A 13,157-nucleotide genomic window follows, 5' to 3' on the forward strand; every position below is an offset into this window, starting at 1 on the left:
TGCCGTCAGGGCCTCCAGTCAGGGTCCGCCGTCGAGGGCCGCCGTCGAGGGCCGCCGTCAGGGGCCGCTGTACGGCGCGACCTGGCCGACGTGCGTGGCCGGGCGGGTGGCACCGTCCTGGAGCAGCACGCGCCCCGCGGGCCACGCCAGCTCCTGCGCGGCGGTGGTGCCCGGCGGCGTGACCACCAGCCCGCGCACCTCCCAGCCGTCGGGCTGCGGCGCGTAGGTCAGCGTGGCCGCCGCCCTGCCCCCGGGGGTCAGCGTCAGCGGGGCGGTCTCCGCCCCCTCCTCGCGCGCGATGTCCCAGCGCAGCCCGTCGGCGCCGTCGAGCCGCACGCCGGGGAAGCCCGACACCGTGCAGTCCCCGTCGTCGCGGTTGGTGAACACGATCACCAGCGCCTGCCGGCCGCCGTCCGCCGGGGAGCCCGGGACCGCGGTCACGCCCAGGTCGTCGCACCGCTCGACGGGCTTGCTCCGGTTCGTCGTCTTGGCGCTCTTCGTGCTCTTGGCGGTGGTCGACCCGCCCTTCGACGACTTCGACTTCGACGTCGACGAGCAGCCCACCAGCGCCGTCGCCGCGACCAGTGCGACCAGGGTCGCCGTCACCCCGCGCGTCCACGTCCCGTTCACGCGTCCCCCGTTCCGTCCGCCCGCATTGCCGGGTAGGACGCGTCACCCCTCGCCGGAGAACACGTGTGTGACGCGGATCATGTCACCTCTTGGTCAGGCGCAGCGCCTGCCACGACCCGTCCGCGGTCCACCCGCCGTCCACGGGCAGCGCGACCCCGTTGACGAACCCGCTCCGGCGCGGGTCCGCGAGGAACGCCACCGCCTGCGCGACGTCGTCCGGCGAGGCGAACCGCCCCATCGGCACGTGGTCGGTGATGTCGGCGTCCGAGTAGTGCCCGCCGGCCTGGTCGGCGACGTCCATCTCCGTCTTCACCCAGCCGGGGCACACGGCGTTGACCCGCACACCCCGCCCGCCCCACTCGACGGCGAGCGTGCGCGTCATCCCGATCAGCCCGTGCTTGGTCGTGTTGTACGCGGCCCGGTCCGCCACGCCCCGCAGCCCGGCGACGGACGCGACGTTGACCACCGACCCGCCGCCGCGCGCCAGCATCAGCCGCCCCAGCGCCTGCGTGAGCAGGAACGGCCCGGTCAGGTTCACCGCCAGCATCCGCTGCCAGTCCTCCAGCGGCACGTCCTCGAACGGCGCGATCCCGGAGATGCCGGCGTTGTTGACCAGCACGTCCACCCGCCCGGCGACCCGCTCGACCACCTCCTCCACGTCCGCGGGCGACGCCACGTCCCCCACCACCCCGCCGGGCGTCTCCCGCAGGTCGAACCCGACGACCTCGTACCCGTCCCCCGCCAACACCGCCGCGACCCGCGCCCCGATCCCCTGCGCCGCCCCGGTCACCACCGCCACCCGCTGCTCCATGGGGTGCACGCTAGGGCCGCGGCACCCCGAGCGCGCCGGGCAGGTCCTCGATCCCGCCCAGCGCGGTGACCTCCGCCAGCACCGCCGGGTCCGGCGGGAAGTGGGGGTTCGGCACGGCGTACACGGTCATCCCGGCGGCCAGGGCGGCGCGCAGGCCGTTGGTCGAGTCCTCCACGGCGGCGCTGCGGGCGGGGTCCGCGCCGAGCTTCGCGCAGGCCAGCAGGTAGACGTCGGGCGCGGGTTTGCCGGCTCCCGCCTCCTCGCTCGACACGGCGACCGGCACGACCTCCGCCAGGCCCGTGGCGTGCAGGAACGCCGTGATCAGGCTCGGCGGGGACGAGCTGGCGATGGCCACCGGCCACCTCGCGGCCATGGCGCGGACCACGTCCGCGGCGTGCGGCAGGACCGGCGGGCCGGCCTCGTAGCGGCGGTCCATCTCGGCGACCACGCCGGCCGCCGCGTCCGCCGGGGACAGCTCGACGCCGACCTCCTCGACCAGGTAGGCGCCCCACTCGGGGGTGCTCATGCCCTGCATCGCGCGGGTCGCCGCCGGCGTCCACGTGCCGCCGTGCGCCACGGCGAACGCCTGCCTCACCTCGTCCCACACCGTCTCGGAGTCCACGAGCACGCCGTCGAGGTCGAACACCACCGCATCCACGCCACCGACCGTAGTGTGAGCGCACTTACTTCGTCATGCTAACCAAAATCGGTTAGGCTGGCTAAGTGAATTTCCTCGACCAACCCCGTCAGGTGTGGGTCACGGCGTTCGCCGCGGTCATCGCGTTCACGGGGATCGGCCTCGTCGACCCCATCCTGTTGTCGATCGCGGAGGGCCTGCGCGCCACACCGCCGCAAGTCACCCTGCTCTTCTCCTCCTACCTGGGCGTCCAGGTCGTCGCGATGCTGTTCACCGGCGTCGCCGCCGCCCGCTTCGGCGCCAAGCGCACCCTGGTCGGCGGCCTCGCCCTGATCGTCGTGGCGACCGTCCTGTGCTCGCTCGCCGGCAGCATCGGCCAGCTCGTCGGCCTGCGCGCCGTCTGGGGCCTCGGCAACGCCTTCTTCATCGCCACCGCGCTCAGCGTCATCGTCGGCGCGGCCACCGGCGGCCAGAAGGGCGCGATCCTGCTCTACGAGGCCGCCCTCGGCCTCGGCCTGAGCGTCGGACCGCTGCTCGGCGCGCTGCTCGGCAGCTTCTCCTGGCGCGGCCCGTTCCTCGGCACCGCCGTGCTGATGACCGTCGCGCTCGTGCTGTGCTCGGTCTTCCTGACCGCCGACGAGCCCCGCCACGCGATCCGCCTACTCGACCCGCTGCGCGCCCTCCGGCACCCCGACCTGCTGCGCACCGCCCTCGGCTCCGCCCTCTACACGGCCGCGTTCTTCGCCGTGCTGGCCTGGTCGCCGTTCGTCCTCGGCTGGGGCGCGGTCGAGATCGGCCTGGTCTTCTTCGGCTGGGGCCTGTGCGTCGCGGTCTCCGGCGTCTGGCTCGCGCCGCGCCTGGCCGACCGCTTCGGCGACCGCCGCACGACCGTCGCCGCCGTCCTCGCCTTCGCCGTGCTGATGCTGCTCATGGCCGTGCCGAGCAAGCCGCTCCTGGTGGTCGCGGTGGTCGTCAGCGGCATCGTGTCCGGGCTGCTCAACACCCTGTTCACCAGCACCGCGATGAGCGTCAGCCCGGCGCCGCGCCCGGTGGCGAGCGCGGGCTACAACTTCCTGCGCTGGCTCGGCGGCGCGCTGGCCGCCACGTTCGTCGGCCACCTGCCGCAGCCGTTCGCCTGGGCCGCCGCGGCCTGCGTGCTCGCCGCCGTCCTGCTCGCCTTCGGCCACGCGCGGCGGCACGCCGTCCCGGCCGAAGCCGTGCTGGTCGGCGAGGAGCCGGCGGGTTAACAACGGGTGAACGCCGGCCTACGGTCAGTTGGTCCCGGACTGACCGTAGGAGGCGTTCGAGTGCGACCACTACCCCTGCTGCCCGGCCACTCACCCGGCCGCGCGGCCGTGACCTGCCGGTACCGCTGCGGCGACGCGTGCTTCCACGACGTGCCCAACACCTCGGGCAACCCGTACTTCGGCGACCTGGTCGGCCGCCGCACCGCGATCAAGGCGGGCGTCGTCCTCGGCGCCGCGCTCACCACGACGAACGCGACGGCCGCCGCCGGCGCCGCGCCCGTCACCGGAACCGCCATCGACCCCGACCCCGCCGCCGGAGCCGAAGCCGAAGCCGGAGCCCACGACCGCCCCGCCCCCGGCCTCGACTTCGAGCCGGTCGCGCCCAACACCCTGGACGCGGTCGTCGTCCCGGACGGCTACCGGCAGGCGGTCGTCGTCCGCTGGGGCGACCCGCTGTTCCCGGACGCCCCGGCGTTCGACTTCGACCGGCAGACCGCCGCCGCGCAGGCCCGCCAGTTCGGCTACAACTGCGACTTCGCCGCCCTGCTGCCGCTCGACCCGCCCGGCCGGGTGAACCTGCTGGTCACCAACCACGAGTACACCGGCGAGCCGTTCATGTTCCGCGGCTACGACGAGGCGAACCCGACCCGCGAGCAGGTCGAGATCGCGTGGGCCGCGCACGGCCTGTCCGTGCTCCGCGTCGACCAGGACCGCGACGGCCGCCTCACCCCGCGCTTCTCCCCGCACAACCGGCGGATCACCGCCACCACGCCGTTCGAGCTGCGCGGCCCGGCCGCCGGGTCCGACCTGCTCAAGACCAGCGCCGACCCGACCGGCACGCGGGTGCTCGGCACGCTCAACAACTGCGCGGGCGGCGTCACGCCGTGGGGCACCGTCCTGTCCGGCGAGGAGAACTTCAACCAGTACTTCGCCGCCACCGGCGACCCGCGCGAGGTCCGCTACGGCATCAAGGACAACCCGACCACCCGCAAGTGGGAGCGCTTCGACGAGCGGTTCGACCTCGCGCGGGAGCCGAACGAGGCCAACCGCTTCGGCTACGTCGTCGAGATCGACCCGCACGACCCGACCTCGACGCCGGTCAAGCACACCGCCCTCGGCCGCTTCAAGCACGAGTGCGCCAACGTCCGCGTCGCCCGCGACGGCCGCGTGGTCGCCTACTCCGGCGACGACGAGCGCTTCGAGTACATCTACAAGTTCGTGTCCAGGAACAAGGTGCGCCGGGGCGGCAGCCGCTCGGCCCGCCGGCACAACACGACCCTCCTCGACGACGGCACGCTCTACGTCGCCCGCTTCACCGGCGACAGCCCGCCGGCCGAGGTCGACGGTTCCGGGACGCTCCCCTCCGACGGCCGGTTCGACGGCCGCGGCGAGTGGGTGCCCCTGGTGAGCGGCGACCGCTCGTTCGTGCCCGGCATGACCGCCGAGGAGGTCTACGTCTTCACCCGCCTCGCCGGGGACCGGGTCGGCGCCACGAAGATGGACCGCCCCGAGGACATCCAGACCCACCCGCACACCGGCGTCGTCTACTGCGCGCTCAGCAACAACGTCGACCGCGGCAAGGAGGGCAAGGAGGGCGCCACCGAGCCCAACCCGCGGGTGGACAACAAGCACGGCCAGGTCCTGGAGCTGACCGAACGCGGCGGCGACGCGCTCGCACTCGCCTTCACGTGGAACCTGGTGCTCGTGTGCGGCGACCCGGCGTCCCCGGACACCTACTTCGCGGGCTACGACAAGTCGCGCGTGTCGCCCATCTCCAGCCCGGACAACGTGGCGTTCGACCGGCACGGCAACCTGTGGATCTCCAGCGACTCCGGCGGCGCGCTCGGCGGCCTCAACGACGGCCTGTACGCGGTGCCGGTCGCCGGGCGGGAACGCGGCCACCTCAAGGCGTTCCTCACCGTGCCGCGCGGCGCGGAGACGTGCGGGCCGGTCATCGGCGAGCGCGTCGTCACGGTCTGCGTGCAGCACCCGGGCGAGGTGGACGGCGCGAGCGCGGACGCCCCGGTGTCGCACTGGCCCGACGGCGGCGACTCGCAACCCCGCCCGTCCGTGGTCGCGGTGTGGCGGGAGGGCCGCCGGATCGGTGAATGACCCCCTGTGACCAGGCGGTTCCCCTGGGTGCGGACTTCGAGGTGTTCGTCCCGCGTTCACCTCGAAGTCCGCTCCGCGTGGGATTGCACTCCTACGTTCGCCCAGTTCCCACTGAGCGATGTCGGAGGTCCGCGTGTCCTCATCCACCGGTCGGGGGCGGCGCCTGCTGCCCCTGCTGCCCAACCACCCCCTCGGGCGGTCGGCGGTCACCTGCAAGTTCCGCTGCGGCGACGCGTGCGCCCACGAGGCGCCCAACAGCTCCGGCAACACCTACTTCGGTGACGTCGTGGGCGAGGTCGTGCGCCGCCGCGGTCTGCTGAAGGCCGGTGCGGTGCTGGCCGTCGCGGGCGCGGGCGCCGGGCTGCTCGGCGCCGGCACCGCCGCCGCGGACCCCCGCCGCCCGGACGCCGACGCCGACCGCGACCTCGGTGGCGGCCGGCGGCAGGACGGCCTGAACTTCACCGCCGTCACCCCGAACACCGAGGACCGCGTGGTCGTGCCCGACGGCTACGACCAGTCCGTCGTGATCCGCTGGGGCGACCCGGTGCTGCCCGGCGCGCCCGCGTTCGACTTCGACCGCCAGACCGCCGCCGCGCAGGCGAAGCAGTTCGGCTTCAACAACGACTTCTGCGGCCTGGTGCCCCTCGACGGCCCCGGCGAGCGCTGGCTCATGGTGAGCAACCACGAGTACACGACCGAATCGGCGATGTTCAAGGGCTGGACCGCGGACACCACCACCCGCGAGCAGGTCGAGATCGCCTGGGCCGCGCACGGCATGTCCGTCGTCCTGGTCGAGCGCGACCGCCGCAGCGGCAAGCTCACGGCCAAGGTCGACCGCCGCCACAACCGGCGCGTCACGATGACGTCGGAGTTCAGGCTCACCGGCCCGGCCGCCGGCTCGGCCCTGCTCAAGACCTCCGCCGACCCGTCCGGCACGAAGGTCCTGGGCACCATGAACAACTGCGCCGGCGGCGTGACCCCGTGGGGCACGGTCCTGTCCGGCGAGGAGAACTTCAACCAGTACTTCGCCAACGCGGGCACCGTCACCGACCCGGTCGCCAAGGCCCGGCTGAGCCGCTACGGCCTGTCCGGCGGCGCGTCGACCCGCCGGTGGGAGGAGTTCGACAAGCGCTTCGACGTGGCGCAGGAGCCCAACGAGGTCAACCGGTTCGGGTGGATCGTCGAGATCGACCCGCTCGACCCGACCTCGACGCCGGTCAAGCACACCGCGCTCGGCCGCTTCAAGCACGAGGGCGCCAACGTGATCATCGCCCGCGACGGCCGCGTGGTCGCGTACATGGGCGACGACGAGCGCTTCGACTACATGTACAAGTTCGTCTCCGACGAGAAGTACAAGCCGGGCAACAGCCGCCACGCCCGCGACCACAACAAGAAGCTGCTCGACAAGGGCACGCTCTACGTCGCGAAGTTCAGCGGCGACAGCCCGGCCGCCGAGATCACCGGCACCGGCGCGCTGCCCGCCGACGGCGAGTTCGACGGCACCGGCGAGTGGATTCCCCTGGCGTCGGGCAACCGCTCGTTCGTGCCCGGCTTCACCGCCGAGGAGGTCTACGTCTTCACCCGGCAGGCCGCCGACGCGGTCGGCCCGACCAAGATGGACCGCCCCGAGGACGTCGAGCCGAACCCGCGCAACCGCCGCGTGTACGCCGCGCTCACCAACAACACCGACCGCGGCAAGGCGGGCAAGGAGGGGCCGACCGAGCCCAACCCGCGCCCGACCAACCGCCACGGCCACGTGCTGGAGCTGGAGGAGCGCCGCGGCGACAACACCGCGACGACGTTCTCCTGGAAGCTGCTGCTGGTCTGCGGCGACCCGAACTCCGCCGACACCTACTTCGGCGGCTACGACAAGTCGCAGGTCTCGCCGATCTCGTGCCCGGACAACCTGGCGTTCGACAGCCGGGGCAACCTGTGGGTCTCCACCGACGGCAACGCGCTCGGCTCCAACGACGGCCTGTTCGCCCTGCCGGTCGAGGGGAAGTACCGCGGCCGGGTGAAGCAGTTCCTCACCGTGCCGCGCGGCGCCGAGACGTGCGGCCCGGTCATCGAGGACGACTTCGTCCTGGTGTCCGTGCAGCACCCGGGCGAGATCGACGGCGCGTCCGCCGACACCCCGCTGTCGCACTGGCCGGACGGCGGCGCCACCCAGCCGCGGCCCTCGGTCGTGGCGGCGTGGAAGAAGGACAAGGGCCGCATCTGCGGCTGACCCGAGGGGGAGGGGTCCGTGCCGGGTGGTGCGGGCCCCTGCCCGTTAATGTCCTCCCATGACCCGACCCGTTGCCCTGATCACGGGTGCGTCGCGCGGCATCGGCGCGGCCACCGCCCGCGCCCTCGCGCCGACCCACGACCTGCTGCTGGGCGGCCGGGACACCGACGCGCTCGACGCGCTGGCCACCGAGCTGGGCGGTGCGCCGGGCGGCGCGTCCGGCAGCGCGTCGCCGTGGCCCGTCGAGCTGACCGACCCGGCCGCGCTCGCCGGGGCCGTGGCCGGCCTCGACCGGCTGGACGTCCTCGTGCACAGCGCGGGCGTCGCCGAACTCGGCCCGCTGGCCGACGCGGGCGTCGACGTGTGGCGCCGCACGCTGGACCTCAACGTCGTCGCCGTCGCCGAGCTGACCAGGCTGGCGCTGCCCCTGCTGCGCGCCGCGCGCGGCCACGTCGTGCTGGTCAACTCCGGCGCGGGCCTGCGCGCCAACCCGAACTGGGGCGTCTACGCGGCGAGCAAGTTCGCGCTGCGCGCCTACGCCGACGTGCTGCGGGCCGAGGAGGAGGACGTGCGCGTGACGTCCGTGCACCCCGGCCGGGTCGACACCCCGATGCAGCGCGGGGTCCGCGAGCAGGAGAGCGGCGAGTACGAGCCGAACCTGTACCTGCGGGCGGAGTCCGTGGCGCGCGCCGTCGCCGGCGCGGTGCTCGCGGGCGAGGACGCCCACGTCACCGAGGTCGTCGTGCGGCCCCGGCCCCGGACCTAGCCGGCGAAGGTCAGCACCCGGTCGGTGGCGAACCACGCGAGGTCGCGGTCCGCCACCGACGAGGTCGCCGCCACCGACGCGGACACGACCTCGCCGTTGCCGCGGAAGCCGTGGGTGGTGCGCCGGCCCGCGCCCTCGGTGAACACCACCAGGCCGCCGTCGTGCTGGCGGACCGCGCCCGTGCACCGGGCCAGGGCGCACACCCGCGCCGGGGTCGACCACCCCGGCCCCTCGACCCGCACGGACAGCGCGTCCGGGCCGCCCGGGGTGGTGAACCGCACCTCGCCGGTCGCGTACCCCGCGCCCCGGGTCCAGCCGGCGACCACCACGTCCGCCGACCCCGGCACCAGCCGCCGGACCAGCAGCGCCTCGCGCTCGGCGAACCGCGCCGCGTCACCCGGCGACCGCCCCGTCCCCGCGACCGCCGGGTTCCCCACCACCGGGTCGGCCACCACCGGGTCTGCCACCACCGGGCCCGCGCCCGCGACGAGGGAGGCGAGCGCGAGTGCGGTGGTCAGCGTCGTGCGGATCATCGTGCGTCCTCCCGAGGGGCGTCAGCCGTCTCCTCCAAGACGCCGCAGCGGGCCGATCTGTTGCCTAGCGGAGCCGTTCGGACACGGCGCGCACACCGGCCTGCGCCTCGTGCCGGTCCACGCCGGTCGTCTCGCCGTCGGCCACGACCTGCTTTCCGGCCACCCACACGTCCTTGACGCGCCGCGTGCCCGAGGCCCACACCAGGTTCGCCAGCACCTGCTCGTCCGGCGCGTCCAGGCCGGTCGCGAACGCCGGGTCGTCCACGTCGACGTGCACCACGTCGCCCCACCGGCCGGGCTCCAGCGCGCCCAGGTCGTCGCGGCCCAGCGCCGCCGCGCCGCCGCGGGTGGCCAGCAGCAGCGCGTCGGCCGCCCGCATCGCGGTCGCGTCCAGCGCGGTCACCCGGGCCAGCAGCGCCGCCAGCCTGGCCTCCTCGAACAGGTCGAGGTCGTCGTTGGACGCCGGCCCGTCCGTGCCGAGGCCCACCTTCACGCCCGCGTCCACGTAGGACCGGATCGGCGCGATGCCGGAGGCGAGCTTGGTGTTCGAGCCGGGGCAGTGCGCCACGCCCACGCCGTGCTTCGCGTAGATCGCCACGTCCTCCGGCGACAGGTGCACCGAGTGCGCGGACAGCACCCGCCCGCCGAGCACGCCCGCCTGCTCCAGCAGCCGCGGCACGGAGCCGTGCGACTCGCGCTGCGCCACGTCCTCCTCGAGCGACTCGGCGACGTGGACCTGGAACAACGCGCCCCGCTCGCGCGCCTCGCCCGCCACCTCGCCCAGCGCCTCCGGCGACAGCGTGTAAGCCGAGTGCGGGCCGTAGCCCAGCTCGACCCGCTCGTCCGGGCCGAACCGCAGCCCGTCCGCGTCGATCCACCGGGTGATCTCGTCCGCCATCGGCCGCCACGGCATCCCGGGCAGGTCCATGATCGCCGCGCCGAACAGCACCCGGGACCCGGCCCGGAGCACCGCGTCCACCAGCTGCTCGCCGTGGAAGTACATCTCCGCGCTGGTCGTCACGCCGTTGCGCAGCATCTCCACCGCGCCGAGCAGCATGCCCGCCCCGATGTCCTCGGGCTTCATCTTCGCCTCGGCCGGCCACATCGCCTCGCGCAGCCAGCGCAGCAGCGGCAGGTCGCCGCCGAGGCCGCGCAGCACCACCATCGGGCTGTGCGCGTGGGTGTTGACCAGGCCGGGCAGCAGGATGCCGGTCAGCTCGCGGACCTCGCCGGCGAACTCGGGCGCGTCGGCCCTCGGGCCGACGAACGACACCCGGCCGTCCACGACGTCGACGACGGCGTCGCGCAGGACCGAGCAGCCGGGATCACAGGGCAGGACGACGGGAGCGTGCAGGCGCAGCGACATGGTGCTGATCCTGCCCCACCCGTTCGGCTGACACACGCCACCGCCGCGTGCCCCTCCGGGTGACACGAAGAGGGGGTTTGGCCGTCTGGGCGAGTGCGCGGCGGGGATCGGCCGTAGCGTCCGGAAGCGGTTCGACGGATGCGGCGAAAGGGATGACGGTGGCGGCTCGTGACGGTGACGGCGCCGGGCCCGGTGCCCGTGAGCAGCGCGTGGTGGCGGTACTGCGGTCGGAGGCGGACTTCACCGACCCGAGCCTGTCCCGCGAGCACCGCTGGCTCGCGCTGTACCTGGTGGTGCACCTGGCCGACGGCCACGGAAGGCTGAGCACGGCCTGCCGGAGGGTCCTCAAGCTCGCCGCCCGGGACCGCAGGCACTGGGCGCACAACCGCTCGCTGGGCGCGGTGCGCGCCGAGGTCGGCCGCTGGATCGGACCCGCCGCGCGGGCGTCCGGCAGGCCGTCGTGGAACCGGGTGGCCGGCCTGGTCAAGGCGGCGGTGGACCCGGCGAAGGCCCAGGACGTCCTCACCACCGCCCGCTACCTGCACGCGCTGGCGTCGGGCGGCACCCCGGACCCGAAGGCCCGGCCGGCGTGGCTGGGCACCGAGGTGGACGAGGTGGGCGAGGTGAGCACGGCCCTGATCGGCGGCCCGGAGTGGGCGCGGAAGCACCGCCTGACCCCTGTTCTCCCCGCCGACGCCCCCACGGACCTGCCGACCGACGCCCCGACCGACGCCCCGGCGGACACCTCCGCCGACGCCCTGCCCACCGACGCCCCGCCCGCCGACGCCCCGCCCGCCGACGCCCCGCCCGCCGACGCCCCGCCCACCGACCTCCCGCCCGCGGCGGTCGTCCTGACCGCGCCGGCCGCCGCGGGGGGCGTCGCGACCGCCCCGTCCGTCCCGGCCCCGTCCGCCCCCGCCGATGCGCAGCAGGCCGACACGCCGCAGGCCGGGGCGACCCCGTCCGAGGCTCCGCAGGTCGGCACCGCCCTGTCCGAGGCACCCGCCAGGACCGGGACCGACCCCGAGCGCAGCAGCTACCAGCTGCTCTGGACCGTCGTCCGCGCCCACCGCGACGCGCAGGCCCGCTACGAGGCCCGCATCGCCGAGCTGGAGGAACTCGTCGGCGACCTGCGCGCGGCCATCGCCGCCGCCGGCCTCCCCGGCGGCATCCCCGCCCAGCGCCCCCGCCGGCGCCTCACCGCCGGCCGGCACCTCGCGCTCGACGACCCGGCCCAGGCGTTCACCTACCCGCTGCCCGCCGAGCTGCCCGAGCCCAGGACCGCCACCACGTAGGGCGCCTCACCCGGCCACCGGCAGCTCGGCCCGGACCTCCCAGCCGCCACCCGGCCGGGAGCCCGCGCTGAACCGGCCGCCCAGCAGCTCGACCCGCTCCCTCATGCCCACCAGCCCGTACCCGCCGGACCCGCCCACCGGCGCGGTCCGGGCGGCGCGGCCGTCGTCGGCCACCACCACGTGCACCCGGCCGTCCGCCACGGACACCGACACGTCCACCGCCGACACGCCCTCGGCGTGCTTGCGGGTGTTGGTCAGCGACTCCTGCACCAGGCGCAGCACCGACCGCCCCAGCGACGGCGGCACCGCGTCGGGCAGGTCGACGTGCAGGCGCACCGGCTGCCCGGACTCCTCCACGACCCCGCGCACGTCGTCGGCCAGGTCGCTGGTCGCGGCCGGCGACGGCGCCTCGGCCTCCGCGCCGCGCAGCGTGCCCACGAGCCGGCGCATCGCGGTCAGCGCCTCGTTCCCGCTGTGCGCGATGACCGGCAGCACCTCCTGCGCCGCGCCGGGCACGGCCTGCGCCGCCTGCGCGTGCACCACGATCGCCGTCACGTAGTGCGCCACCACGTCGTGCAGCTCGCGCGCCAGCGCCATGCGCTCCGCGTGCTGCGCCGCCGCCACCTCGGCGCGCACCGCCGTCGCGCGCTCCCGGTCCCGCGCCCGGAAGTACAGCCCGGTGCCGATCGACAGCGCGAGCAGCACCGACCCGCCCAGGGCCTGCTGCCACACCTCCGGCCCCGAGTACCCCAGCTCGGCCCAGTGCTGGAGGTAGTAGTTGGGCCGCAGCGGCTCGCTGACCGCCGACGCCGCGACGAGCGCCACCACCGCGACCACCGCGCGCGGCCACGGGGACTGCCGCACGACCACCGCGACGGTCGCCATCACGGCCGCCGTCTCGGAGATCGTCAGACCCGCGACCACGGGTAGCGCGGGCGACTGCCCGACGACCAGCAGCACCACCGACCCGGCGACCACGGCGGTGGCGGCGGCGAGCGCGGCGTCGAACGGCCGCCGGGGCGCCAGCACGGCCAGCGCGCAGACCACGGCCGTGCCGGGCAGCTGCCACCGGCCCGCGTCGCCGATCTGCTCCGTGGCGAGGAAGAAGAGCAGCGCGCACGCCAGGGGCCACTGGCGGCGGGCCAGGGCGCGCCACCCGAGGTGAGTGCTCTCCACGGCACACCACCGTAGGTCCTGCGGGTGGATCGCGCGTCCGCCCCCGGTCGGGTGGGGCATCCGCCGCGAGGCTGACCCGAATGCCCGCCGAAACACACCAGTGGCCGATGCCGGATGACGAAACGCGGGGTGACCCTGGAGCCACAAGTCGGGGAACGGAGGACCGCCGTGTTCGGAGTGGTGATGACGTGGGCTGGGGCTGTGCTCGGCCTGCTGGTGCTCGTGCTGATGGCGCTCGCCGGTGTGCTGGTCGACTCGCAGCGCTGACGAAAGGCGGACCTGACGAAAGTGGACCCGACGGCAGGCGGGCGCCTCAGGCCCCGGCGCGCCGCCGGAGCAGCTCGGCGAGGCGGCCGG

11 protein-coding genes are annotated in these 13,157 nt (G+C 74.9%); 5 read left to right on the forward strand and 6 right to left on the reverse strand.

Annotated features, from left to right (window positions below):
* Positions 1-57 precede the first annotated feature (57 nt).
* The 3 genes from ACR807_RS37690 to ACR807_RS37700 form a co-directional block, all read right to left on the reverse strand.
* On the reverse strand, positions 58-606 hold the full coding sequence (locus ACR807_RS37690; protein ID WP_438926301.1) for a DUF4232 domain-containing protein: 549 nt from the start codon (positions 604-606) through the stop codon (positions 58-60).
* A gap of 106 nt (positions 607-712) precedes the next feature.
* Positions 713-1,441, reverse strand: coding sequence for an SDR family NAD(P)-dependent oxidoreductase (locus ACR807_RS37695; protein WP_438926302.1), 729 nt, complete (start codon positions 1,439-1,441; stop codon positions 713-715).
* A 10-nt stretch (positions 1,442-1,451) separates the two neighbouring features.
* Positions 1,452-2,099, reverse strand: a complete 648-nt coding sequence (locus tag ACR807_RS37700; protein WP_438926303.1) for an HAD family hydrolase — start codon at positions 2,097-2,099, stop codon at positions 1,452-1,454.
* A 65-nt stretch (positions 2,100-2,164) separates the two neighbouring features.
* On the opposite strand from ACR807_RS37700, the gene ACR807_RS37705 reads away from it, so the two are divergent.
* The 4 genes from ACR807_RS37705 to ACR807_RS37720 all read left to right on the forward strand — a co-directional run bounded on the left by ACR807_RS37705 (position 2,165) and on the right by ACR807_RS37720 (position 8,430).
* On the forward strand, positions 2,165-3,325 hold the full coding sequence (locus tag ACR807_RS37705) for an MFS transporter (protein WP_438926304.1): 1,161 nt from the start codon (positions 2,165-2,167) through the stop codon (positions 3,323-3,325).
* A gap of 60 nt (positions 3,326-3,385) precedes the next feature.
* Complete coding sequence (locus ACR807_RS37710) at positions 3,386-5,437, forward strand: PhoX family protein (protein ID WP_438926305.1); 2,052 nt, start codon at positions 3,386-3,388, stop codon at positions 5,435-5,437.
* A 133-nt stretch (positions 5,438-5,570) separates the two neighbouring features.
* A complete protein-coding gene (locus ACR807_RS37715) occupies positions 5,571-7,664 on the forward strand; it encodes a PhoX family protein (protein WP_438926306.1) in 2,094 nt (697 codons plus the stop codon).
* A 58-nt stretch (positions 7,665-7,722) separates the two neighbouring features.
* Positions 7,723-8,430 carry an SDR family oxidoreductase gene (locus ACR807_RS37720; protein WP_438926307.1) on the forward strand — a complete coding sequence of 236 codons (708 nt, stop codon included), beginning with the start codon at positions 7,723-7,725 and terminating at the stop codon, positions 8,428-8,430.
* Here ACR807_RS37720 and ACR807_RS37725 read toward each other — a convergent pair.
* Together ACR807_RS37725 and ACR807_RS37730 are read right to left on the reverse strand one after the other, a co-directional pair.
* Complete coding sequence (locus ACR807_RS37725) at positions 8,427-8,963, reverse strand: hypothetical protein (protein WP_438926308.1); 537 nt, start codon at positions 8,961-8,963, stop codon at positions 8,427-8,429. The two genes, ACR807_RS37720 and ACR807_RS37725, sit on opposite strands and share 4 nt — an antisense overlap.
* Before the next feature lie 64 nt (positions 8,964-9,027).
* Positions 9,028-10,329: an amidohydrolase family protein gene (locus tag ACR807_RS37730; RefSeq protein WP_438926309.1), complete on the reverse strand. Its 1,302-nt coding sequence runs from the start codon at positions 10,327-10,329 to the stop codon at positions 9,028-9,030.
* A 212-nt stretch (positions 10,330-10,541) separates the two neighbouring features.
* Here ACR807_RS37730 and ACR807_RS37735 point away from each other — a divergent pair, with 212 nt between their 5' ends.
* Positions 10,542-11,624, forward strand: a complete 1,083-nt coding sequence (locus ACR807_RS37735) for a hypothetical protein (protein WP_438926310.1) — start codon at positions 10,542-10,544, stop codon at positions 11,622-11,624.
* A gap of 6 nt (positions 11,625-11,630) precedes the next feature.
* Here ACR807_RS37735 and ACR807_RS37740 read toward each other — a convergent pair whose 3' ends face one another.
* Entirely contained in the window at positions 11,631-12,800 is a 1,170-nt protein-coding gene (locus ACR807_RS37740; protein WP_438926311.1) for a sensor histidine kinase, read from the reverse strand.
* Between the last annotated feature and the right edge of the window lie 357 nt (positions 12,801-13,157).

The sequence above is a fragment of the Saccharothrix sabaoui genome (genome assembly GCF_051756985.1).
Lineage (GTDB): Bacteria > Actinomycetota > Actinomycetes > Mycobacteriales > Pseudonocardiaceae > Actinosynnema.